We start from the raw sequence: 22,148 nt of genomic DNA on the forward strand, positions 1-22,148 counted from the left end.
TTCCGACGCTCTCCCGCCGCTTCGCCGGTCGCGGCGTTCTCGCCCGGCCCGCGAGACAGTCCGCCCCCACGTGCCTAGGGTGGAGGAATGAGTACCGACGAGACCTCGGACGCCTCGGCATCCGACGACATGAAGCGCAAGTTCAAAGAAGCGCTCGAGAAGAAGAACGGCCAGCACCGTTCCGGTCAGGCGCACCTCGACGGAAACTCCGCCGTGCAGGGAACGCACGGAGCCGTCACCAAGAGGGAGTTCCGCCGCAAGAGCGGGGGATGATCCCACCCCGCGTCGCGGGCGTGTGAGGGGCCCCGGCCCCTCACACGAGCGGGGCCTCGAAGAACGCCAGCTCGAGGAGCATCGACCGGTCGTACGCGGTGGCCATCGCCGCACGGGTGCGGGCGGAGGCCTCTCGGGCGGCCGCATCCACGATGAGCGACGCCTCGGCCGACGAGGTCGCGAACGCCTCGTCGCCGTACGACGTGAGCCAATCGGCGTAGGGATGCCCATCGGTGAACGTGCCGCGCCAACGGACGCCGATGTCGGTGTACAGCACGAAGCACGGCAGGATCGCGGCCACCAGCACCGCGTAGGACCCGGCGATGGATGCCGCGTGCAGATGGTCCGTGTACGCCGAGGTCGCGGGAGCGGGAGTGAGCCCCGCGGGGTCGACGTGCGACTGGTGCAGCGCCGCCTCCTCGACCAGGCACGACACCGACGCCGTGGCCCAGAAGCGTTGCTCGTCGACCGTGGGGGCGAGGGCCGCGGCGCGCGCGAGCACCCGCGCGTACTCGCGCAGGTACAGCAGGTCCTGGCCGAGGTACCACTCGAAGGCGCCGCGGTCGAGGTCTCCGGATGCCAAGCCCCGCACGAACGCGCACGCGTCGACGTCGGCGCGGGTCGAGGCCGTGGCCTCCCACCGCTCGCTGCTCCACGAGCGGCCGAGGTCGATGTGCGGACGGAGCTCGTGCAGGTGGTCGATGGGGCCGTTCCCCGCGCCGACGTGGAGCGCCTCGGCGTGCTCGAGCGCGCCGGTGAGCCACCGCTTCGCCCGCGTCAGGGCCTCGGGCCAGCTCAGCCCGTGAGCGGCCAGGGTCGCCATCGCCGATGACAGGGAGCATCCCGTGCCGTGGGTGTGGCGGGTGGCGACGCGGGGGCCGGGCACGACGTGCACGCCGGTGGCGTCGACGATGGCATCCGGGCTCTCCGCGCCGCCCAGGTGGCCGCCCTTCAGCAGCACGGCGGTGTCGGCGCGGGCCGCGACCGTCTGCGCCTGGACGACGGCGGCCTCCCACGTCGTCGCGACGGGCTCGTCGACCAGCACCGCGAGCTCGGGGAGGTTCGGGGTGACGAGGTCGGCGCGTCGGCACAGGGCGCGGACGGCCGCTTCGGCATCGGTGTCGAGCAGGCGGTCGCCGCTGGTGGCGATCATGACGGGGTCGAGCACGACGACGGGCGGACGCACGTCGGCGAGCCACGCGTCGACCGTCGCGACCACCTCGGCCGAGCCGAGCATGCCGATCTTGACCGCGTCGATCTCGACGTCGTCGCTCACGGCGCGGAGCTGTGCGTCGAGGAACATCGTCGGGGGCACGTGCACGTCGCGGACGCCCGAGGTGTTCTGCGCGACGAGCGCCGTCACCGCCGCCATGCCGTAGCCGCCGAACGCGGCGATCGATTTGAGATCGGCCTGAATGCCGGCGCCGCCCGTCGGGTCGGTGCCGGCGATGCTCAGCACGCGCGGGCTCGACCCGTTCACCCTTCGGCTCCCCACGCCGCACGCAGTCGCCGCACGACGGCGCCCGGGTCGTCGGCCGCGCACACGGCGGACACCACAGCGACCCCCGCCGCTCCCGCCGCGCGCAGGGCGGCGACGTCGTCGACGTCGATCCCGCCGATCGCGACGCACGGCGACGCGGTCGAGGCCGCGAGCTCGGCGAACCCGTCGATGCCCAGCGGTCGCGGATGGTCGGGCTTCGTCGTCGTCGCGCGGATGACGCCGACGCCGAGGTAGTCGACCGTGCCCGCGGGCAACGCCGCCGCGGCGGTGAGGTGCGCGGGGGTGTGGGCCGTCCATCCGATCAGGGCGTCGACTCCCAGCAGGGCGCGCGCCGAACCGATCGGCACGTCGTCCTGGCCGAGGTGGATGCCGTCGACCCGGGCGCCGCGGTCGCGGGCGGCCAGCACGACGTCGAGGCGATCGTCGACGACGAACGCGCAGCGACCGGCCACCACGTCGGCGAGGTCGAGGGTGCGGGCGAACAGCTCGCGGCCCGAGGCGACCTTGTCGCGCAGCTGCACGACGGTGACGCCCGCGTCGACGGCCGCGTCGACGATGTCGCGCAGTCGAGCGAAGGGCACGCGGTGGTCGGTGACGAGGTGGAGCGACAGGTCGCTCACGAGAGTCGCACCCGGCCGTCGAGATCGGCGGGGCGCACGGCGGCCAGCTCATCGAGGAACGCCACCGCGAACGACCCGGGTCCCCGGCTGAGCGCTGCCGCGCGTTCCGACGCGACGGCCCAGACCGCGCTCGCCGCCACGGCCGCGTCGAAGGGCGGCACGACGGCGACGAAGGCCGCCATCGCCGCCCCCAGGGCGCAGCCGCCGCCGGTGACCCTGGTCAACAGGATGCTGCCGCCGGGCACCGACGCCGTGCGCTCGGCATCCACGATCAGGTCGGTCTCTCCCGAGACGGCGACGGTGCCGCCGGTGCGGAGGGCGAGCGCGCGAGCGGCCTCGAGGGCGTCGTCGGTGGAGTCAGTCGCATCGACGCCCCGCCCGCCGGCGCCGGATCCCGCGAGGGCGAGGATCTCGGACGCGTTGCCGCGGATGATCGCCGGGCGTGCGTCGAGCAGCTCGTGCGCGAGCGCCGTGCGCACGGGCAGCGCACCGACCGCGACCGGATCGAGCACCCACGGGGTTCCCGCCCGAACGGCCTCGCGGGCGGCTTCGCGCTGCTCGGCGGTGGGGGTGCCGAGGTTCACGAGCACTCCGCCCGCGATCCCGGCGAACAGGCCTGCCTCGCCCGGAATGTCGCACATCGCGGGGGCGGCGCCGAGGGCCAGCAGGGCGTTGGCGGTGAAGCCCGTCACCACCGCATTGGTGATGCACTGCGTGAGCGGCGCGGCTTCGCGCAGCGCCGCGAGCGCCGCAGCGGGTGCGGTGAGAGGGGCGGACGGAGACGACGACGTGCGAACGACCATTCGCGACATCCCTTCGCTAGTACGAACTAGATCAGGTTCGACGGGTGTGTTCTCAGCCCCGAAGGGCACCCCGTGTCACTGCCGGTGACGCTAGCACAGGCGCGACGGTCGGTACCGCGACGGTCAGTGACGCGACGGCCAGTACCGCGACGGCCACTACGGCGACGGTCGGTACCGCGCCGCTCAGTATCGCGCGGAGAACCCGCCGTCGGTCTGCAGCAGCTGACCGCTGATCCAGCGCCCCGGCTCCGAGAGCAGGAAGGCCGTGACACCCGCGACGTCTCGCGGGGTGCCCATGCGGCCGAGCGGGTGGTACCCGGTCAGGGCGTCGCGGGTCTCGGCATCCATCCATCCGGTGTCGATGGGGCCGGGGTTCACGACGTTGGCCGAGATGTTGCGGGGTCCGAGCTCGCGGGCGGCCGAGATGACGATGCGATCCAGGGCACCCTTCGATGCGCCGTAGGGAAGGTTGCCCGTGGTGTGGTCGCTCGTGAAGGCGACGATCGCGCCACCGCCGGCATCGACCTGGCGGGCGAACGCGGCGATCAGCAGCAGTGAGGCGCGGGCGTTGACGGCGACGTGGTGGTCGAAGCTCTCGGCGGTGGTGTCGAGGATGCCGGTCTCCACGTCGTGCGCGTGGCTGAGCACGAGCGCATGGAGGGGTCCGCGTTCGCTCGAGATCCGGGCGATCAGATCGGTCGGGGCGGTGGGGCTCGACAGATCGCACGGGTAGTCGCCGGTCGCGAGGTCGCTCGTGACGACCTCCCAGCCGTCGGCCTCGAGGCGCGGGACGATGCCCGCGGCGATGCTGTTCGCGCGCGCGGCGCCGGTGACGAGGGCGAGGGGCATGGAGTCGAGCGTAGAGCGGGCGCTCGGGGGTGCGCGAGTACGCGGTGGTGGGGTCGTGGGCGCTGGAGAGTGCGACTCGTCGGTTCGGGCGCGGAAACCGGCGGGCAGAGGGCCTGCACCCCAGAGTGCTCAGAAGGGGGCGCGTTCTCGTTCGGGCGGGGAGGGGTCGTCGGGCAGGAACCTCACCGCCGGCGAGTAGGGGAGCGGTTCGTCGCTGTAGACCCGGCCGGTCGGACTCGTCCATTCGAGCACCCCACCGGCCAGTTGTCTGACCGTCCAGCGGGTGAACTGTTTCTGCGTGTGATGTCGCTGGCAGAGGTGGCTGAGGTTGCCCACCTCGGTGGCGCCGCCGAGGGCGTAGTCGTGGGTGTGATCGACCTCGGAGCGGACCGCGGGGACGGTGCACCCGGGCCAGCGGCAGTGTCGGTCGCGGGCCCGCAGGAACCGGTCGATCGCGGAGGTGCGCTGGTAGGTGTCGGTGCACAGCACGGAGCCCGTGACGGGGTGCGTGATGACGCGGTCCCACGGAACGGTCGTCGACTCGGCCAGGCTGCGCGCCGTGTCGGCGTCGATGGGGCCGTGCCCGACGAGTTCGGCGGGCTCGAGGTTCTCGTTGCCCGGGTCGATCATGGTGAGCGCGGGCACGACGACCTGCACCCGAGCGCGAATCACCCCCAGGACACCGGGGCCGTCATCGCCCCGCGTCGGATCGGCCTCGGGTGCGGCGGTCAGCAGCAGATCGGCCAGCACGTCGGCCCGCACCTGCGCCATGGTGCGTTCGTCGGCGACCGACACCGTGGTCTCGCCGCGCGCGTCGATCAGCGCCCGACTCTGCTGGGTGAGTCGGTCGTAGACGCCCACGGCCAGAACGGTCGGCAGGGTCGACACCAGATCGGACATGCCGTCGCTGCCGGTCACGATGCGCACTCCCCGCGTCTCTCGACCCCGTTGGTGGCGCTCGGTGAGGGTGGTCGGCTGCAGCCGCTCGGCGAGAACAGCAAGACGCGAACGCAGGCGCCCGGGGCTCAGTCCCTCGGCGGTCGCCACGGCCAGCACGTCGAACTCGCCGCGGACGTCGGGAGGGAGGGGGTCGCCGGCGTCGAGGATCGTGCGGACGTGAGGTCGACCGATCGCGCCGGCCTCCCATGCCGCGAGGGTGGCGGGGTAGTCGTCGACGAGCGTCATCGCCGCGTTGATCTGCGTCTGCATGCTGCGGTCCGAGAGATTCTCGGCGGCGGCGAGCTCGGACGCCACTTCGCGCAACGCCATCTCGGCCACCCGCCCCGACGGGGGCCGGTCGGCCATGGCGCCGAGCGCGAGGTGCCCCGCTTCGGCCAGCGCGCGGGTGCGCCGAACCTCGGCCGCGGCCAGATCGGCACCGGTACGGAGCACCTCGGCGAGCACCGCGGAGAGGGCTTTCGCCCCGCCCTTCGGGCCTGTCGGTGAGGTGTCGATGTGCATGTGTGCATGCTAGCGAGGACCTCCGACATTGGGCGGTCCGCGAGGAGCGTTCCGGGGACGGATCTGCACTTTCCTCGCCTGTGGAGGAGGGGTGCTTGCCCGTGATGACGCTCCGCGCCCACGGCGCGAGCGCCGCGATCCCGTCAGCCGTCGCGCAGCGCCGCGCGCACGAGCTCCACCGCGTCGCCCGGATCCACGCCGAGGCGGCGCACCGTCTCGGCGTACGTCCGTGCCGCCTGGGCGGCGCGCGACGATGCGGCGTCGGTGCCCTTGACGAGCGTGCCGGCGCGGCCGCGCGTCTCGACGTACCCCGCCTCTTCCAGCTCCTTGTAGGCGCGGGCGACGGTGTTGGCGGCGAGGTTCAGGTCGCCCGCGAGAGTGCGCACCGGCGGCAGCCGGGTGCCGGCGACGAGCGTTCCGTCGTCGATCGCGGCGATGATCTGCGCGCGCACCTGCTCGAACGGCGGGGTGGGGGAGGCGGCATCCAGTCGAAAGTCCATGACCGTCAGCCGTTCAGTCCGAAGAGGTCGAGGGGGTGGGTGAGGCGCCACCACGGGTCGGGCGGTTCGATCTCGCCCGTGAGCTGCGCGTCGACGGTGTCGGCGTCGACGGGGCCGGTCACGGTCAGCGTGCCGATCGTGGTGCCGGGCTCCCGCGCGTCGCCCAGGTCGAAGTCGACGGTGTGCTTCGCGGCGCCGCCGTTCCACAGCACGACGGTCGCGTCGGCGTCGGTGACGACGTCGATGTCGGGGCCCCACAGCGTCTCGACCTTGCCGACGACGGTGCCGGCGGTCACCGAGGGGCGGGGCTGCAGTTCCTGCTCGATGCGCGTGAACAGGTCGCGCGCCGCCTGATTGCGCGTGTCGGGTCCGGGCTGGCCGAGCACCGCGGCGTAGGCGCGCACCGTCGTGCCGCCGACCGCGATGTCCTTGGCGGTGAGCAGGTTCCACGCGTCGAGGGTGCCGGTCTTCACCCCGACGATTCCCGGATCGGCCAACAGCGCATTGCCGTTCTTGAACGTGCCCGCACCGGGGAGCGTCAGTTCGGGGGTCCGCACGATCTCGGCGATCACGGGATTGGCCAGGGCCCGTTCCGCCAGCGCGATGAGGGCGGCGGGAGTGGCCGTGTTGCCCGCCTCGATCCCCGTCGGGTTCACGATGGTGACTCCGGTGATGTCGCGCTCGGCGAGGTACGCAGTGGCGGCGGCCGCGAACTCGGCATCCGAGGGGAAGAGGTCGGATGCCAACCGCTGGGCGTAGTTGTTCGCCGAGGCGATGAGCATGCCCTGCAGCATCTGCAGCTCGGTGAGACTGCCGTCGACGGGAACGTCGAGCGACGATTCGCCGCGGCCGCGGTACTGCCAGTAATCGGCGCTGTCGGCCTGCGTGAACGCGTACGACTTGCCCTGCTCGCCGGGAGCCAGGGGGAGTCGGTCGAGCACGACGAGGGCGGTGACGACCTTGGTGATGCTCGCGATCGACTCCGGCGCGCTCGCCGACGACGACAGCGTCTCGGGCACGCCGTCGATGGCGATCGCGGCTTCTCCTTGCGCGGGCCACGCGGGCACGGCGGAGGGAGCGGCCGTGGGCTGCACGGCCACGGCGCGCACGGTGGGGGCGACGGCGGTCAGCGGCCACAGCAGGGTCGCCGCCGCGTAGCCGGCGACGAGCAGGATCAGCAGGACCGTCGGCACGACGGTGGCCGGCCGCAGGATGCGGCGGCGGGTGCCGGCGAGCAGGTCGGCCTGACGCACGGTCGCACCCGAGACCACGAACGCCGGTGCGGGTCGCGCGGCGCCGGCCTCGGCGGGATCGACCCAGCCCAGGGCGGCGAAGGCGGCCGAGGTGGGCTCCGCGGCCGGTGCGTCGGAGGGCGGTGCGTCGGAGGGCGGTGTGGATGCCGGGGCCCCGGCCGCGACGGCAGCAGATGTGTCCGCGCCGGGAGCAGCTGCCTCTGCACCGGGCTCCGCGGTGGCCGTGCCGTCCGCCGTCACGGGCGGGATCCCGGCATCCGGTGTCGCTTCACCCTCGGGCGCGGGGTCCGCCGGGTCACGCCGCGCGCGCCGTGTCTCCGGGGTCTGCTCGTGCACCCGCCCACGCTACCCCGGGCGCACCCCTATACTCGTCACGACAACCACGGGAGTCCGGTGAGCCGGGCTGAGAGGAAGCGAATCCACGCTTCGACCGTCGAACCTGATCCGGATCATGCCGGCGCAGGGAGGAGCACAATGCACACGTCTACGTCTGCCCCCGCGAACCGCTCGGCGGTCGCCCCGGCGAATCGCTTCCAGTGGCGCGTCGTCGACATCGTCGTCGCCGCCGTGCTGGGCGTGGCGATCGGTCTCGTGTTCTGGGGCTGGAACACCGTCGGCGGTCTGTGGTTCGCCGCCATGGACGGCCTCACCCCCGGCCTCGGCGGCATCGCCGTCGGCATCTGGCTGATCGGCGGGGTGATCGGCGGGCTCATCATTCGAAAGCCCGGCGCCGCCCTTCTCGTCGAGCTGATCGCGGCGGTCGTGTCGGCCCTGATCGGCAACGTCTGGGGCATCGGCACGATCTTCTCGGGCCTCGCGCAGGGCCTCGGTGCCGAGCTGATCTTCCTCGCCTTCCTCTACCTGCGCTTCACGCTCCCCGTCGCGATGCTCGCGGGCGTCGGCGCCGGTGTCGGCGCCTGGATCCTCGAGCTGTTCCTCTCGCCCAACATCGTGAAGTCTCTCGAATTCAACCTGCTGTACCTCGGCACCCTGGTGATCTCGGGCGCGCTGCTGGCGGGCCTCGTCGGCTGGCTCCTCGTGCGTGCGCTCGCCGCCACCGGGGCGCTCAGCCGATTCGCCGTGGGGCGGGAACTGCGCCGCGACGTCTGATGACGGGCCCCGCCCGCGTCGACGTCGAGGGATGGGGCTGGCGCTACGCCGGCCGCAAGCTCCCCGCCACCCGCGACGTCGACCTGATCGTCGAGCCCGGCGAACGCGTGCTTCTGCTCGGCGCCTCGGGGGCCGGCAAGTCGACGCTGCTCGCGGGACTCGCGGGCCTGCTCGGCGGCAGTGACGAGGGCGAGCGCACGGGGCGCATCCTCGTCGACGGCGCCGCCCCCGAGTCGCAGCGAGGCCGCATCGGCCTGGTGCTGCAAGACCCCGAGGCGGGGATCGTGCTGTCCAAGGTGGGCGACGACGTCGCCTTCGGGTGCGAGAACCTCGGCCTCCCCGCGGCCGAGATCCCCGCGCGGGTGGCCGAGGCCGTGGCATCCGTGGGTCTCGACGTTCCCCTCGACCGCCCCACCAAGGCGCTGTCGGGCGGGCAGAAGCAACGTCTGGCGCTGGCGGGCGTGCTCGCGATGCGCCCCGGACTGCTGCTGCTCGACGAGCCGACCGCGAACCTCGATCCCGAGGGCGTGGCCGAGGTGCGCCGGGCGGTCGAGCACATCGCGCGCAGCGACGGGACGACCGTCGTGCTCATCGAGCACCGCACGGCCGTCTGGGCCGACCTCATGACGCGGGTGGTGGTGCTCGCCCCCGGTGGCGGTGTGCTGGCCGACGGCCCGCCGGCGCGGGTGTTCGCCGACCACGGCGACGCGCTCGCCGCGGCGGGCGTCTGGGTGCCCGGTCGCCCGGTCGACCTCCCCGTGCTCGCTCCGATCGAGACCCCGGATGCCGTGCTCTCGGCCGCGGCGCTGTCGATCGGGCGCGACAAGCGCACGGTCGTGGCATCCGGGCTCGACGTGGTCGTCCCTCGTGGCGCGGGCACGGTCGTGACCGGCCCCAACGGCGCGGGCAAGTCGACGCTCGCGCTGACACTCGCGGGACTTCTGCCCGAGCTGTCGGGCGAGGTCGTCGCCGCCGAGTCGCTCGCCGCCCGCGGGGGGCGACGGCCCTCGCGGTGGCGGTCGACCGAGTTGCTCACGCGGATCGGCACGGTCTTCCAGGAGCCCGAGCACCAGTTCCTCGCGGCGACCCTGCGCGACGAGCTCGCCGTCGGACCGAAAGCCCTGCGGATGCCGGCGGCCCAGGTCGACGCGATCGTCGACGAGCTGTTGGAGCGGTTGGATCTGGCATCCCTCGCCCTGGCCAACCCCTTCACCCTGTCGGGCGGGCAAAAGCGGCGGCTGTCGGTGGCGACGGTGCTCGCGGCGTCTCCGGAGGTGATCGTGCTCGACGAGCCGACGTTCGGGCAGGACCGCCGCGGCTGGAGCGAGCTGGTGGGACTGCTGCAGCGCGAGATCGCGCGCGGGCGCACGGTGGTCGCCGTCACGCACGACGCCGACGTGGTGCGCCACCTCGGGCAGCACCGCATCCCGCTCGGGGGCGCGGCGTGACCGGCGCGACCGTCGAGGTGCGCAGGACAGCCTGGCTCGACGGCGTGAACCCCGTCACGAAGATCGCCATCGCCCTCGTGCTGTCGGTTCCGCTGCTCGCCTCGATCGACGTGGTGAGCGCGGCGACCGCGATCGTGCTCGAGCTGCTGCTCGTGCCGCTGACGGGCGTCGGCTACCGCACGCTCGCGAAACGCCTGCTGCCGATCGCGCTGTTCGCCCCGGTCGCTGCGGTCAGCATGCTGCTGTACGCCCGTCCCGGAGGAACGGTGTACGGCTCGTTCCTCTTCGCCACGATCAGCGACGACTCCCTCTCGCTGTCGGTGGCCGTGCTGCTGCGCGTGTTCGCCCTGGCTCTGCCGACCCTGCTGCTGTTCGCCCGCACCGACCCGACCGAGGTCGCCGACGCCCTCGCCCAGATCGCCAAACTGCCGAGTCGTTTCGTGCTGGGCGTGCTCGCCGGAGCCCGCACGGTCGGACTCTTCGTCGACGACTGGCGCACGATGACCCTGGCCCGCCGTGCCCGCGGTCTGGGCGACCGCGGGGCCGTGCGCCGCTTCTTGTCGATGGCGTTCGTGCTGCTGGTCTTCGCCGTGCGCCGCGGCACGACCCTCGCCACGGCCATGGAGGCCCGCGGCTTCGGCGCCGACGTCGAGCGCACGTGGTCGCGCGCGTCGACGTTGTCGGGTCGGGATGCCGTGGCCCTCGCCGGCGCGGTCGCGCTCATCGCCGTCGCGCTGGCGGCGGCGGTGGTGACGGGGGCGTTCCGCGTGGTGGGGACGTGACCGACTTCCGTTGAGTGTCCAGGACACGCCGCGGCCCGGGGGCGCTGCGCGGCGTGTTTTGGACACTCAACGGGGGGTGAGGGGGGAAGAGAACGCTCAGGTCGCGTGCCGTTCTCCGACATCGGGGATGCTCGTCGCACGACCCTCGCGTGCCCGGCGCACCCCCGCGACCCGCGGACGGCGGCGATGCCGTCGAGTGTCCGGAACACGCCGGGGTGGGCCCGGGTGGCGCGGCGCGTCTTGGACATTCAACGGGGGAGCGGGCGGGGAGCGGGCGGGGAGCGGGCGGGGAGACGGCGGGGCGCGGGCGGGGCGGGGCGAGGGGTACGTGCGGCGGGTGGGAGCGCGGCAGAATGAGCACGGGGGATGCCATGGAATTGTCGATCGGATTGTTGGCGGTCAGCGTCGCGGTCGCGGCCGCGGTGCTGACCGTGGCGTTGCCGCGGGTCGCGACCCCCGGGGCGATGACCCTCTTCCTGCGCTTCGCCGCGGTGTCGGGAGTGTGCGCGGTCGGTTCGAGCGCGATGTACCTCATCTACGGCACGGGCGGCGGCATGATCACCCTGGTCGCGGGAGACGTGGCGATGGTGCTCGCGCCCGCCCTGCTCTTGGTGGCGGTGCGCGTGCTCGACGGGTCCCGGGCCATTCGCACCTCGATGGCGACGCTCGCCCTGGCGCTGCTGGTGGCCACGGTCACCGCGACCGTGCCGTTGCCGACGTCGCTCGCGGTGAAGGCGTTGGCGTTGACGGTGGTCAGCGGGGCCTGCGCGTGGGCGGCGATCCGCGCGCGCGTGGAACCGTCGGGGCCGCTACGGGTCATCGCCGTCGTCACCGCGGTCTACGCGCTGTACAGCCTCGCGCGCGTCGTGGTCGGGTTCGGCGCGGGCTGGGACTCCGCGCTGTACATCACGGCCTTCTCGTTCGCTCCGGCCACCGTGCTGGGCGCGCTCGCCGTGCTGTTCAACGGCGCGTCGGTGGTGCGTCTGCGCTTCGGTCCCCGGGTCGCCGAGCCCCCGACGCGGTGCGCACCCGGCGCCGCCGTCGTCATCGGCGATTGGGATCTGGCATCCGCGGCGTACGGACCCGACCGCATGCGCGCTCTTCTCGTCGACCTGCGCGCCGCCGCTCGCGACCTTGATCCCGAGGCCGCGGACGTGGCGGGCGGCGTGGAGACGTCGGTGCCGAACGCGACGACGGCGCTCGGCGAACGCTTGCGCACCGCGTACGACTGGAATCCCGAAGAGGTCATCCTGCTCGTCGACGGAGCGGCGACCGCGGCCATCCGCACCCACCCCGGGCGCACGCGCGGGCGGGGCTCGTCGCGATCCTGAGTCTCGACTAGGGTGGGACCCGGTTTCAGCTTCGAAGGAGAATGCATGGATATCGCAGGAGCCTCCGCCCTCGTCACCGGCGGTGCCTCGGGCCTGGGCCTGGCCACTGTCCGCCGTCTCACCGCGGCGGGCGCGAACGTCACGATCGTCGACCTGCCCTCCTCGAACGGCGCCGACGTCGCCGAGGGGCTCGGTGGGTCCTTCGTCGCGGCCGACGTGACGGATGCCGATCAGATCGCGGACGCTGCCGCCCGCGCCGCCGAAGCCGGCCCCCTGCGCGTGGTCGTGAACTGCGCGGGCATCGCCCCGCCGGCGAAGGTGCTCGACCGCGAGGGTGCCCCCACCTCGCTGCAGGACTTCGAGCGCGTCGTGCGCGTCAACCTCATCGGTACTTACAACGTCGTCGCGCAGACCTCGGCCGTCATGGCGAAGACCGAACCGACCGAGAGCGGTGACCGCGGCGTCATCGTGAACACGGCGAGTGTCGCGGCCTTCGACGGACAGATCGGGCAGCCCGCCTACGCGGCGAGCAAAGGCGGCGTGCACGCGATGACGCTGCCCCTCGCGCGAGAGCTCGCCCGCTACGGCATCCGGGTGGTCACGATCGCCCCCGGCATCATGGAGACCCCCATGCTGAAGGGCCTCCCGCAGGCGGCGCAGGACTCGCTCGGCCAGCAGGTGCCCTACCCCTCCCGCCTCGGAACCCCCGATGAATACGCGCGTCTCGTGCTCGCGATCGCCGACAACGGCTACCTCAACGGCGAGACGATCCGCCTCGACGGCGCGATCCGGATGGCGCCGAAATGACCGACGGCATCCTGCTCCACGTCGAGGACGGGCTCGCGCGCGTCACCTTCGACCGCGCCGCGTCGCTGAACGCGATGGACTTCCCGATGGCGCGCCGCTGGCGCTCCGTCGCCCACGAGGTGACCGCCGATCCTTCGATCGGGGCAGTGATCCTGGATGCCAATGGGCCGGCGTTCTGCGCGGGCGGCGACGTCGTGGCCATGGCGACGACCGGCGCGTCGGGTCGCGAGGTGACCGAGACGGCCGAGGCGATCCACGACGGCATCCGCACCTTCGCCGAGGCGCCGCTGCCGATGGTCGCCGCCGTTCACGGTGCGGTCGCGGGTGGCGGGCTCGGCCTGATGCTCACCGCCGACTACGTCGTCGCGAGCGAGAACGCCCGCTTCGTCAGTCGCTACGCGAACATCGGGCTCACCCCCGACCTCGGCGTCTCCACCCTGCTGCCCGCGGCGATCGGTCAGCGGCGTGCGCTGCAGCTGCTGCTGCAGGACCGCATGCTCTCGGCCGCCGAGGCCCTGGACTGGGGGCTGGTGGCCGAGGTCGTGGCATCCGGCGATCTGGCGCCCCGCGTGAACGAGATCGCGCGGTTCTGGCTCGATGGCGCGACCGCGGCGTTCGGGCAGGCGACGCGCCTCGTGCGCGTGGGCGCCGGACGCACCCTGGCCGAGAACCTCGCCGACGAGGCCGCCACGATCGGCGCCGCCTTCGACACCCCCGAGGCGAAAGCGCGGGTCGCCGCCTTCGCCGCTGCCTCCGCGAAAGGACGCGCATGAGCACGTCGCCCTCCTCCGGCGCCACACTGGCCGGAAAGACCATCCTCATGTCGGGCGGCAGCCGCGGCATCGGCCTCGCCATCGCGCTGCGCGCCGCGCGCGACGGCGCGAACATCGCGCTGCTGGCCAAGACCGACACCCCGCACCCCAAGCTCGAGGGCACGGTGCACACCGCCGCCGAGGCGATCCGCGCGGCGGGCGGTCAGGCGCTGCCCATCGTCGGCGACGTGCGCGACGAGGAGTCGATCACCGAGGCCGTGCGGCGCACCGTGGGGGAGTTCGGCGGCATCGACATCGTCGTGAACAACGCCAGCGTCATCGACCTGTCGGGTTCGCTCGAGCTCGCGACGAAGAAGTACGACCTCATGCAGGACGTGAACGTCCGCGGCACGTTTCTGCTCTCGCGCTCCGCGGTCCCCTCGCTGAAGGATGCCGAGAACCCCCACATCCTGTCGCTCTCGCCGCCGCTGAACGTCACTCCTCGCTGGCTGGGGGCGCACACCGGGTACAGCCTCGCGAAGTTCGGCATGACGATGGCGACGCTGGGCCTCGCCGAGGAGTTCGCGGGCGACGGGATCGCCGCCAACACCCTGTGGCCGCGCACGACGATCGCGACCGCGGCGGTGCAGAACGTCATCGGCGGCGACCGGCTCATGGCCGTGTCGCGCACTCCCGAGATCTACGCCGACGCGGCGTACGAGGTGCTCACCGCACCGTCGCGCGAGCGGACCGGGCAGACGCTGATCGTCGAGGACGTGCTGCTGGCCGCCGGGGTGACGGACTTCTCGGGCTACGCCGCCGTGCCCGGAACGCCGGATGCCGCGATGTACCCCGACATCTTCTTGGACTGACGCGGCGTTCCGGTACCTTCGCCGGGCGGTGGAGGTCGTGCGGTGGGCGTGGGGTCGTGGGGCCCGGAGGTGGGCGTGGCGTCCTTCGTCGGCGCGGGGCCCTGCGGTCGGCATCCATAAACGCGATTCGTGCGCATAAACGCTCTGTCACCACGTTTATCGACACGAATCGCGTTTATGGGCGGGTGCCCCGCTCGCACGACAGACCGACGGGCGAGTCCGACGCGCAAGAGGTGCGCGGTGCCGCAATGGCGCACGGCCCCCAGCGGGCGAGGAGTCGCGGTGGTGTGGTGCATCCATAAACGCGATTCGTGCGCATAAACACTCCGTCACCGCGTTTATGCGCACGAACAGCGTTTATCGGCATCGCGGATGCCGAGCGGGCGCCGCCGCGCGTGGGCGCCGCCGGGACGACGGGTCGCTCAGGCGCTCAGGTCGACCGTCGTGCCGAGGCCCTGCGCGCGGGCGGCGCGGATGAAGACGTCGGCGACCGCGACGTCCTGCGCACCGATCCCCACCGAGTCGAACAGCGTGATCTCCTCCGGCGACCGGCGGCCCCGGGCCAGACCGGCGACGACCTCTCCGATCGTGCCGACGACGTCGGCCTCGGAGATCGCGCCCTCGGCGATCGCCCGCAGCAGGTCGCCCGACTTCGTGCGCGCCGTCGCCCGGTCGTCGACCCAGATCGAGGACCGGGCCATGGCCGCACCGTCGACCTCGCGCTCATCCGCGCGCGGGCGGGCGCCGACGACGTTGAGGTGCTGACCCGGGCGCAGCCACGCCCCCTCGACGATGGCCTCCACCGACGGGGTCAGCGTGCAGACGACGTCGGCCTCCTCGAGCACCTCGCGAGGGGATGCCACGACGTCGATCGTCGTGGGCCATCCCTCGTCTCGAAGCTCGGCGGCGAGGCCCTCGGCGCGCTCGCGCGTGCGCGACCACACCACGACGCGGTCGAAGGGCCGCACGTCGCGCAACGCCAGGGCGTGCTCGCGGGCCAACGCCCCGGCGCCGATCAGGCCGAGGGTCCGGCTATCGGGGCGGGAGAGCGTGCGGGTGGCCACCGCGCTGGCGGCGGCGGTGCGCACCCGGGTCGGCACGGCGCCGTGCAGCAGCGCGACCGGCGACCCGTCGACGCGATCGACGACGAGGATCATCGAGCGCTGGGTCGGCAGCCGGCGCCCCGCGTTGTCGGGGACGTCGGCGAGGAGCTTGACGCCCGCGAGGTCGGAGGCCTCGGACACCGCCGACATCAGGATGAAGCGGTTGGAGTCCGCCGGCGTCGACATCGAGGTCGGGCCGGGCTGATCGGCGCGGCCCTCGGCGATCTCGGCGAACCCGCGGGAGACGGCCTCGGCGATGGCCTCGCGGTCGACGAGACCCTCCAACTGGGGCGTGCTCAGCAGCAGCATCAGGCGCGGCTCCCGTCGGTCAGCTCGAGGGCGTCGGCGACGACGACACCGCGGAAGAGCACGGTGCGGTCGCTCGGGCGGTCCATCACGGCCGCCGTCACGGTGTCGCCGGCGACCAGCACGAGGTCGGCGGGGTCGCCGATCCCGACGCCGGGGTGCTCGGCGCCGTGGGCCGGCATGGCCGCCCGGCCCATCACCGCGCGGCCCCCCACCGTGGCGATCGCGACGCAGTGCTCGATGTCGTCGTCGCGGCGGAAGCCGTTGGTGAAGGCCAGCTGCCAGGTGCGGTCGAGCATGTCGGTGTTGCCGTAGGGCGACCAGTAGTCGCGCTGGCCGTCCTGCCCGAGGCCCAGCGCGATGCCGTACTCGTCGAGCAGGCGCGTGGGCAGCGGCGACGGGGGGGCGATCGTGGCCATCGAGATGCCGAGGTCGCGGAACTGCTCGAGCAGCGCGCGCAGTTGCGCCTCGGGCAGGCGCCCCAGGCCGTAGCCGTGCGAGATGGTGACGCGACCGCGCATGTCGAGGGCGCGGGTACGCTCGACGATCAGCTCGGCCGAGAACTTCGCCAGCTGGTCCGGTTCGTGCAGGTGGATGTCGATGGGGGCGCCGTAGCGCTCCGCGATGGAGAACACGGCGTCGAGATGCCGGACCGGGTCGCGATCGAGGGCGCACGGATCGATCCCGCCGACCACATCGGCCCCGCGGGCCATCGCCCGATCGAGCACCTCGATCGATCCCGCCTCGCGCAGCAGACCCGCCTGCGGGAAGGCGATGATCTCGACCTCGCACCGGTCGAGGTTGGCTTCGCGCGCCGCGAGCACGGCATCCAGTCTCTCGAGATCGGCGTCGATGTCGACCTGGGCGTACGTGCGCACCTGGGTCGTACCGCGCGCGATCGCGCTCTCGAGCGTCGTCGCCACGCGGCGCTCCATGCTCTGCTCGGCGTGGCGCCAGTTGTCGCGGTCGTTCAGCATCATCCCCCACACCCCCGGCACACCCGTGTGCGGCCGGAAGGGCAGGCCGATGCGCGTCGAGTCGAGGTGCACGTGCACGTCGGCGAACGACGGCAGCAGGATGCGTCCGCGGCCCGACACCGTCTCGGTCGCGGGGTCGATGGGTTCCGTGCCCGCCGGATGGATGCCGGCGATGAGACCGTCGGCGAGGACGACGTCGGAGAGGGGACCGCCCCAGGGGCGGACGTCGGTGAGGACGGTGGAGGTCACTCGAAGCTCGTTCCGGTGAAGTCGTACAGACCGTCGGCGCGCGGGGTCCAACGCAGTCCGCTCACGGCGGCGAAGTTGTTGAAGGGCACGTACAGCGGAACGAAGTAGCCCTGCGTGTTGCTGTAGTCCAACAGCTCCTCGAAGACCTGCTGGCGTGCGTCGCCCTCGACCCCGCGCTGCTCCGCCGCCCAGGCGGCGGTGGCGGGATCCTGCGCGTAGTTGTTGTTGCCGGCCGTCTCGTAGAAGTCGGTGAGGGGCAGGTCGCCGTCGAGCGTGGAGGGGGCCCAGGTGTTGAGGTAGACGCCCTGCATCTCGCGGCCGCGCACCTTCAGCGTGTGGCTCTGCTGGTCGGCGCCGCGCATGTCGACGGCGATGCCGACGGCCTGCAGGTAGCCCTGGATGCTCTGGGCCACCTCGCTCGAGAGCGGGATGCGACCGTCGGTGGCGTAGTCGAACGGGATCGGCGTGCCGTCGTAGCCGGCCTCGGCCAGCAGCGCACGCGCGCCGTCGGGGTCGTAGCCGACGGGCTGGACGGAGTCGGAGAAGCCCTCCACCGCCGGCGCGATCATGGCCTTCGCGGGCTCGGCGAGTCCCGACAGCAGGGAGTCGACGATCGCCTGGGTGTCGACGGCCTTGGCCACCGCCTGGCGCACGCGCACGTCCTGCAGGGGGCCGGCGGTGGAGTTCACGCCGAGGAAGACGACCCCGTTCGAGGCGGCCGAGAAGGTCTGCGCCGACGGCGCGGCCTGCACCGAGGCCACCTGCGTCGGTCCGATCTGGGCCACATCGAGGCTGCCTGAGAGCACGCCGTTCGCGCGCGATTCGGTGGACGACACCGGCTGCAGCGAGATCTCCTCGATGACCGGGGCCGGACCCCGGTAGTCGTCGTTGCGCTTCAGGTCGTACGACACGCCCGTCGTGATGTTGTCGAAGACGTAGGGCCCCGATCCGATCGGCTCCCGGGCGTAGGCGTCGGCCCCCATCTGCTGGTAGGTGTCGGCGGGCACGATCGAGATGAGCGAGGTGTTGCGGGGGAAGGCCGAGAACGGCTGCTTGAGGGTGAAACGCACGGTGGTGGCATCCACCGCCTCGACACTGTCGAGGGACGAGAGGTAGGCGTAGTTCTCGCCGCTCGGGTCTCCCAGGATCGTCTCGTACGTGAAGACCACGTCGTCGGCGTCGATGGCCTCGCCGTTGCTGGCGGTCACGTCGGGGGTGAGCGTGAACTCCCACTGGGTCAGGTCGTCGTTGGCTTTCCAGTCCGTCGCGAGCTTCGGCTCGAGGGTGCCGTCGGCGGCGATCTTCACCAGCTGATCGTGGGTGTGGAAGAAGACCGACAGCACGACCAGCGCGCCCGAACGGATGGGGTCCATGGAGCTCGGATCGGTGGGCAGAGCGGCGGTCAGGCTCGTGCGGGCGGTCTCGCCCGAGCCGGTGGGGGAGTCGAATCCGCCGGCGCATCCGGCGAGGATCACGCTGCCGAGGGTGAGGGCGGCGGCGCCTGCGAGGGCGCGGCGGGCTGTCGAGCGGGTCATGAGAGGGCCTTTCGGGTGGGCGACGCAGAGAGGGCGGGTGAGTCGGCGAGGGTGGGTGACGCGGGCCGGGTGGGTGAGTGGGAGAAGAGGTGCGGGATGGCGTCGAGCAGGGTGCGGGTGTACGGATGCCGCGGCTCGGCGAAGACGCGCTCGGTCGGGCCCTCTTCGACGATGCGTCCGGCCTGCATCACGACGACGCGGTCCGCGATGCCGCGGACGACGCCGAGGTCGTGCGAGACGAAGAGGTAGGCGAGTCGCTGCTCGCGCTGCAGACCGCCCAGCAGGTCGAGCACCTGCGCCTGGATCGAGACGTCGAGCGCCGAGACGGGCTCGTCGAGCAGCACGATCGCCGGGTCGAGGGCGAGAGCGCGGGCGATGCCGACGCGCTGGCGCTGCCCGCCCGACAGACGGGTGGGAAGACGGTCGTCGAACGAGCTGTCGAGGCCGACCCCGTCGAGCAGCGTGCGCACGCGCGCCGAAGTGAAGCTCCGGCGGATCTTCAGCGGTTCGCCGACGGAGCGGGCGACGCTCATGCGCGGGTCCAGCGCCGACGACGGGTCTTGGAACACCACCTGGGCGCGCGAGCGGATCTCGGCGCTGCGTCCGGCGATGTCGGGGGACACGGTGCGCCCCTCGAAGCGGATGGTGCCCGCGCTCGCCGGGGTGAGGCCCAGGATGGCGCGCAGCAGCGACGACTTGCCGCATCCGGACTCCCCGACGACGGCGACGGTCTCTCCGGCGCGGATGCGCAGGGACACGCCGTCGACCGCCCGGGTGCGTCGGCCTCGTCGACCGGGGTACTCGACGACGAGGTCGGTCACCTCCAGGGCGGGCTCCTCGGCGGTTTCGACGAGCGCCGGGCGGTCCGCCCCGGTGCGGGTCGACGGCGCCGCCGCGAGCAGCCGCCGCGTGTACTCGTGAGCGGGGGTCGACAGCACCGCGCGGGTCTCACCGTGCTCGACGACTCGTCCCGACCGCATGACGACGAGGTCGTCGGTGTGCTGGGCCACGAGGCCCAGGTCGTGGCTGATGAGCGCCAACGCCGACCCGGTGCGTTCGCGCACCTCGTCGAGCAGGGCCATGACCTGCGCCTGGACCGTGACGTCGAGCGCCGTGGTGGGCTCGTCGGCGATGAGCAGCAGCGGGTCGTTGGCGATGGCCATGGCGATGACCGCGCGCTGGCGCATGCCGCCCGACCACTGGTGGGGCCGCGACGCCGCGCGGTCGGCGGCGTCGCGGACGCCCACCGATTGCAGCAGCTCGACCGCGCGTCGGCGGGCGGCGGTGCGCGAGGCGGCGGGGGAGTGGGCGCGCACCGCGGCGGCGACCTGCGCCCCCACCGAGCGCAGCGGGTTGAGCGCCGACATCGGGTCTTGGAACACCATCCCGGTCACCCGGCCGCGCATGCTGCGGAGCTCCCGCTCGCTCATCGACGTCACGTCGCGGCCGTCGATGCAGACGCTCCCCGAGGCGACGCGCACGCCCGGGGGCAGCAGGCCGAGGGCGGCGAGCATCGTGAGGCTCTTGCCGGAGCCGGACTCGCCGACGACGCCGAGCGCGGACGAGGGCGCGACCTCGAACGAGACGTCGTGCACCACGGTGCGGTGGCCCTCGTCGGTCGTGGCGTCCAGACGCAGGTTCTCGACGGACAGGACGGGACGGGTCATCGTCGGGCTCCCTTGCGCAGGAAGGCGCCACGCGCCTCGGCGGTGAACTGCTGGCTGAGGAACTGCACGCCGCCCACGGCGAGGAACATCGCGATCCCGGGCAGGATCACCAGCCACGGATCGGTGGCCAGGTACTTCTGGCCGTCGTAGATCATGGCGCCCCAGCTGGGCGTGGGCGGTTGCACGCCGAGACCGAGGTACTCCAGAGACGCCTCGACGAGCACGATCGTGGCGATGTCGGTCGCGGCGATGATGAGCGTGTGCGGCCAGACGTTCGGCAGCACGTGTCGGGTGAGAGACCAGAAGCGATCGGCACCCTGTGTGCGCGGTGCCACGACGAAGTCCTGCGCCCGAAGGGCCGCGGCGACGTTGCGGGTGACCCGGGCGTAGCCCACCCACCAGGTGCAGCCGACGACGAGGATCGTGAGCCCCGCGCTGGGCGGGACCACGGCGCAGACGGCGATGAGCAGCAGCACGACGGGCATCGCCAGCACGGTGTTCGACAGCACCGACAGAGCGGACTCGATCCGCCCGCCGAAGAAGCCGGCCAGGATGCCGACCGTGGTGCCGATCACCGCGTTGAGGCAAACGATGGCCACCGTGATGCCGAGGGTGACGGCGGAGGCGAGGGCGATCCTGCTGAACAGGTCGCGCCCGAGCGGGTCGGTGCCCAGCGGGTGCGCCGGGTCGACGAAGGGCGGGAGAAGGACGCGCGACAGGTCCTGCCCGAACGGGTCGAAGCCGGGCAGCACGGGACGCAGCGCGGTCGCGCCGACCACGACGGCGAGCATCACGATGCCGACGACGGCCGAGGGGCGCAGGCGCCGACGACGGGGCCGAGGGGGAGGTGCCGAGGTCGCGGCCTCGGGGAGCGGGGGCAGGGCGACGGTGGTCATGAGGTGGCCGTTCGGGGGTCGATGCGGGCGACGAGCAGGTCGACGAGGGTGTTGACGACGACGAAGGCGACGGCGACGAAGAGGAGCCCCGCCTGGACGATCGGGAAGTCGCGCTGACTCACGGCGGCCGTCAGCAGGCTGCCGAGCCCCGGCCAGGCGAACACCACCTCGACCACGACGGTGCCCCCGAGCAGACCGCCGAGGTTGAGGCCGGCCATGCCGAGCACCGGCGGCAGGGCGTTGGGGAGCATCTGCGTGAACAGGATGGTCGGTCGCGACTGGCCGATCGCGAAGGCCGTACGCACGTAGTCCTGCTCGGCTTGATCGCTCAGCGCGGCGTCGAGCAGGCGGAGATACATCACGAACTGGCCGGTGGCGAGGGTCACGACCGGGAGCACGAGGCTCGCTGGACTCGTGCGGCCCAAGGACGGCAGCAGGCCGAGCGTGACCGAGAAGATCAGCACGAGCAGCAGGGCGAAGAAGAAGTCGGGCACCGCCTGCCGGGTGGCGCCGAGCCAGCCGACGACGGCGCGCAGGATCCGGCTGCCGCTGAGGTGGATGACGACGGCTGCCACGAGCGCGAGGGCGAAGCCGGCCAGGAACGCCCAGAAGGCGAGTTCGACCGTGGCGGGGAGGCGTTCCCACACGAGCCCGAGCGCGGACTCGTGCAGGCGGTACGAGTCGCCGAGGTCGCCGACGACGACTCCGCGGAGGAAGTCGAGGTACTGCACGATGACCGGGCGGTCGAAGCCGAGGCTGGCGTTGAGCGCGTCGACGTCGGCACTGCTGGCGTTGTCGGGGAGCAGGAGTGCGCCGGGGGCGCCGGTGAGGCGACCGAGGACGAAGCCGATCGTGACCACGAGGAAGACCGTGGCGCCGGCCAGGGCGAGGCGGCGGAGGAGGAAGGCGAGCACGGAGGTGACGCTACGGCGCGCAACGGGTATACCAAGGCGATGTAACGAACACGCAATGCGATCCTTACGCGGGCGTCACTTTGGAGTACCAAACGACGCTTCAGACGCTTTGGATAACCGGTATAGCCATGTTTGGAAT

General features: G+C 72.6%; 21 protein-coding genes and 2 riboswitches. Of the genes, 8 read left to right on the plus strand and 13 right to left on the minus strand.

All coding sequences use genetic code 11. The features are described from left to right. The first annotated feature begins 87 nt into the window (after positions 1-87). On the plus strand, positions 88-273 hold the full coding sequence (locus tag ASG45_RS03110) for a DUF5302 domain-containing protein (protein ID WP_055832781.1): 186 nt from the start codon (positions 88-90) through the stop codon (positions 271-273). 40 nt (positions 274-313) lie between these two features. Here ASG45_RS03110 and thiD read toward each other — a convergent pair whose 3' ends face one another. The 7 genes from thiD to ASG45_RS03145 all read right to left on the minus strand — a co-directional run bounded on the left by thiD (position 314) and on the right by ASG45_RS03145 (position 7,596). Continuing rightward, on the minus strand, positions 314-1,753 hold the full coding sequence (gene thiD / locus ASG45_RS03115; RefSeq protein WP_055832782.1) for a bifunctional hydroxymethylpyrimidine kinase/phosphomethylpyrimidine kinase: 1,440 nt from the start codon (positions 1,751-1,753) through the stop codon (positions 314-316). Beyond that, entirely contained in the window at positions 1,750-2,394 is a 645-nt protein-coding gene (thiE, locus tag ASG45_RS03120) for a thiamine phosphate synthase (protein ID WP_055832783.1), read from the minus strand. The genes thiD and thiE overlap by 4 nt, the downstream gene beginning before the upstream one ends. Beyond that, positions 2,391-3,197: a hydroxyethylthiazole kinase gene (gene thiM / locus ASG45_RS03125; protein WP_055832784.1), complete on the minus strand. Its 807-nt coding sequence runs from the start codon at positions 3,195-3,197 to the stop codon at positions 2,391-2,393. Before thiM ends, thiE begins: the two co-directional genes overlap by 4 nt. Next, a riboswitch (TPP riboswitch) is annotated at positions 3,189-3,280 on the minus strand. Its footprint overlaps the gene before it by 9 nt. A gap of 100 nt (positions 3,281-3,380) precedes the next feature. Continuing rightward, positions 3,381-4,046, minus strand: a complete 666-nt coding sequence (locus tag ASG45_RS03130) for an SDR family oxidoreductase (RefSeq protein WP_055832785.1) — start codon at positions 4,044-4,046, stop codon at positions 3,381-3,383. 129 nt (positions 4,047-4,175) lie between these two features. Next, positions 4,176-5,507, minus strand: coding sequence for an HNH endonuclease (locus ASG45_RS03135; RefSeq protein WP_055832786.1), 1,332 nt, complete (start codon positions 5,505-5,507; stop codon positions 4,176-4,178). Positions 5,508-5,650: 143 nt separating this feature from the next. Then, complete coding sequence (locus tag ASG45_RS03140; RefSeq protein ID WP_055832787.1) at positions 5,651-6,007, minus strand: GntR family transcriptional regulator; 357 nt, start codon at positions 6,005-6,007, stop codon at positions 5,651-5,653. A gap of 5 nt (positions 6,008-6,012) precedes the next feature. Then, complete coding sequence (locus tag ASG45_RS03145) at positions 6,013-7,596, minus strand: D-alanyl-D-alanine carboxypeptidase family protein (RefSeq protein WP_055832788.1); 1,584 nt, start codon at positions 7,594-7,596, stop codon at positions 6,013-6,015. Between the two features lie 36 nt (positions 7,597-7,632). After that, a riboswitch (TPP riboswitch) is annotated at positions 7,633-7,743 on the plus strand. Between ASG45_RS03145 and ASG45_RS03150 the strand changes: the two genes are divergently transcribed. From ASG45_RS03150 to ASG45_RS03180, 7 genes are all read left to right on the plus strand, one after another. Then, complete coding sequence (locus tag ASG45_RS03150) at positions 7,735-8,370, plus strand: ECF transporter S component (RefSeq protein ID WP_055832789.1); 636 nt, start codon at positions 7,735-7,737, stop codon at positions 8,368-8,370. (Overlaps the previous riboswitch by 9 nt.) Beyond that, positions 8,370-9,818, plus strand: coding sequence for an ABC transporter ATP-binding protein (locus ASG45_RS03155; protein ID WP_055832790.1), 1,449 nt, complete (start codon positions 8,370-8,372; stop codon positions 9,816-9,818). Before ASG45_RS03150 ends, ASG45_RS03155 begins: the two co-directional genes overlap by 1 nt. Next, positions 9,815-10,600 carry an energy-coupling factor transporter transmembrane component T family protein gene (locus ASG45_RS03160; RefSeq protein WP_055832791.1) on the plus strand — a complete coding sequence of 262 codons (786 nt, stop codon included), beginning with the start codon at positions 9,815-9,817 and terminating at the stop codon, positions 10,598-10,600. Before ASG45_RS03155 ends, ASG45_RS03160 begins: the two co-directional genes overlap by 4 nt. 371 nt (positions 10,601-10,971) lie before the next feature. Further along, entirely contained in the window at positions 10,972-11,931 is a 960-nt protein-coding gene (locus ASG45_RS03165; RefSeq protein WP_055832792.1) for a hypothetical protein, read from the plus strand. A 45-nt stretch (positions 11,932-11,976) separates the two neighbouring features. Then, positions 11,977-12,738: an SDR family NAD(P)-dependent oxidoreductase gene (locus ASG45_RS03170; RefSeq protein WP_055832793.1), complete on the plus strand. Its 762-nt coding sequence runs from the start codon at positions 11,977-11,979 to the stop codon at positions 12,736-12,738. After that, positions 12,735-13,511 carry an enoyl-CoA hydratase/isomerase family protein gene (locus tag ASG45_RS03175; protein ID WP_055832794.1) on the plus strand — a complete coding sequence of 259 codons (777 nt, stop codon included), beginning with the start codon at positions 12,735-12,737 and terminating at the stop codon, positions 13,509-13,511. The genes ASG45_RS03170 and ASG45_RS03175 overlap by 4 nt, the downstream gene beginning before the upstream one ends. After that, on the plus strand, positions 13,508-14,362 hold the full coding sequence (locus tag ASG45_RS03180; RefSeq protein ID WP_055832795.1) for an SDR family oxidoreductase: 855 nt from the start codon (positions 13,508-13,510) through the stop codon (positions 14,360-14,362). The genes ASG45_RS03175 and ASG45_RS03180 overlap by 4 nt, the downstream gene beginning before the upstream one ends. Positions 14,363-14,784: 422 nt before the next feature. On the opposite strand, the gene ASG45_RS03185 is transcribed toward ASG45_RS03180, so the two are convergent. Genes ASG45_RS03185 through ASG45_RS03210 form a run of 6 tightly spaced genes read right to left on the minus strand, consistent with a single transcriptional unit; the run spans position 14,785 to position 22,009 of the window. Further along, complete coding sequence (locus ASG45_RS03185; protein WP_156459345.1) at positions 14,785-15,774, minus strand: ornithine cyclodeaminase family protein; 990 nt, start codon at positions 15,772-15,774, stop codon at positions 14,785-14,787. Next, on the minus strand, positions 15,774-16,997 hold the full coding sequence (locus ASG45_RS03190; RefSeq protein ID WP_055832796.1) for an amidohydrolase family protein: 1,224 nt from the start codon (positions 16,995-16,997) through the stop codon (positions 15,774-15,776). The genes ASG45_RS03185 and ASG45_RS03190 overlap by 1 nt, the downstream gene beginning before the upstream one ends. Further along, the gene (locus ASG45_RS03195) at positions 16,994-18,532 is read right to left on the minus strand and encodes an ABC transporter substrate-binding protein (RefSeq protein WP_055832797.1); all 1,539 of its coding nucleotides are present in this window, start codon (positions 18,530-18,532) and stop codon (positions 16,994-16,996) included. Before ASG45_RS03195 ends, ASG45_RS03190 begins: the two co-directional genes overlap by 4 nt. Then, entirely contained in the window at positions 18,529-20,199 is a 1,671-nt protein-coding gene (locus tag ASG45_RS03200; RefSeq protein WP_082516429.1) for a dipeptide ABC transporter ATP-binding protein, read from the minus strand. The genes ASG45_RS03195 and ASG45_RS03200 overlap by 4 nt, the downstream gene beginning before the upstream one ends. Continuing rightward, the gene (locus tag ASG45_RS03205; protein ID WP_055832798.1) at positions 20,196-21,095 is read right to left on the minus strand and encodes an ABC transporter permease; all 900 of its coding nucleotides are present in this window, start codon (positions 21,093-21,095) and stop codon (positions 20,196-20,198) included. Before ASG45_RS03205 ends, ASG45_RS03200 begins: the two co-directional genes overlap by 4 nt. Beyond that, a complete protein-coding gene (locus tag ASG45_RS03210) occupies positions 21,092-22,009 on the minus strand; it encodes an ABC transporter permease (RefSeq protein ID WP_055832799.1) in 918 nt (305 codons plus the stop codon). The genes ASG45_RS03205 and ASG45_RS03210 overlap by 4 nt, the downstream gene beginning before the upstream one ends. Between the last annotated feature and the right edge of the window lie 139 nt (positions 22,010-22,148).

Origin of the sequence: Microbacterium sp. Leaf436 (assembly GCF_001424715.1) — a bacterium.
Classification (GTDB): Bacteria; Actinomycetota; Actinomycetes; order Actinomycetales; family Microbacteriaceae; genus Microbacterium.

Excerpts from the sequence above, each read along its gene's own strand:
- ASG45_RS03110 (WP_055832781.1), top strand. The coding sequence starts at position 88 with ATGAGTACCGACGAGACCTCGGACGCCTCGGCATCCGACGACATGAAG.
- thiM (WP_055832784.1), bottom strand. The coding sequence starts at position 3,197 with ATGGTCGTTCGCACGTCGTCGTCTCCGTCCGCCCCTCTCACCGCACCC.
- ASG45_RS03130 (WP_055832785.1), bottom strand. The coding sequence starts at position 4,046 with ATGCCCCTCGCCCTCGTCACCGGCGCCGCGCGCGCGAACAGCATCGCC.
- ASG45_RS03135 (WP_055832786.1), bottom strand. The coding sequence starts at position 5,507 with ATGCACATCGACACCTCACCGACAGGCCCGAAGGGCGGGGCGAAAGCC.
- ASG45_RS03140 (WP_055832787.1), bottom strand. The coding sequence starts at position 6,007 with ATGGACTTTCGACTGGATGCCGCCTCCCCCACCCCGCCGTTCGAGCAG.
- ASG45_RS03150 (WP_055832789.1), top strand. The coding sequence starts at position 7,735 with ATGCACACGTCTACGTCTGCCCCCGCGAACCGCTCGGCGGTCGCCCCG.
- ASG45_RS03155 (WP_055832790.1), top strand. The coding sequence starts at position 8,370 with ATGACGGGCCCCGCCCGCGTCGACGTCGAGGGATGGGGCTGGCGCTAC.
- ASG45_RS03165 (WP_055832792.1), top strand. The coding sequence starts at position 10,972 with ATGGAATTGTCGATCGGATTGTTGGCGGTCAGCGTCGCGGTCGCGGCC.
- ASG45_RS03170 (WP_055832793.1), top strand. The coding sequence starts at position 11,977 with ATGGATATCGCAGGAGCCTCCGCCCTCGTCACCGGCGGTGCCTCGGGC.
- ASG45_RS03175 (WP_055832794.1), top strand. The coding sequence starts at position 12,735 with ATGACCGACGGCATCCTGCTCCACGTCGAGGACGGGCTCGCGCGCGTC.
- ASG45_RS03180 (WP_055832795.1), top strand. The coding sequence starts at position 13,508 with ATGAGCACGTCGCCCTCCTCCGGCGCCACACTGGCCGGAAAGACCATC.
- ASG45_RS03185 (WP_156459345.1), bottom strand. The coding sequence starts at position 15,774 with ATGCTGCTGCTGAGCACGCCCCAGTTGGAGGGTCTCGTCGACCGCGAG.
- ASG45_RS03195 (WP_055832797.1), bottom strand. The coding sequence starts at position 18,532 with ATGACCCGCTCGACAGCCCGCCGCGCCCTCGCAGGCGCCGCCGCCCTC.
- ASG45_RS03200 (WP_082516429.1), bottom strand. The coding sequence starts at position 20,199 with ATGACCCGTCCCGTCCTGTCCGTCGAGAACCTGCGTCTGGACGCCACG.
- ASG45_RS03205 (WP_055832798.1), bottom strand. The coding sequence starts at position 21,095 with ATGACCACCGTCGCCCTGCCCCCGCTCCCCGAGGCCGCGACCTCGGCA.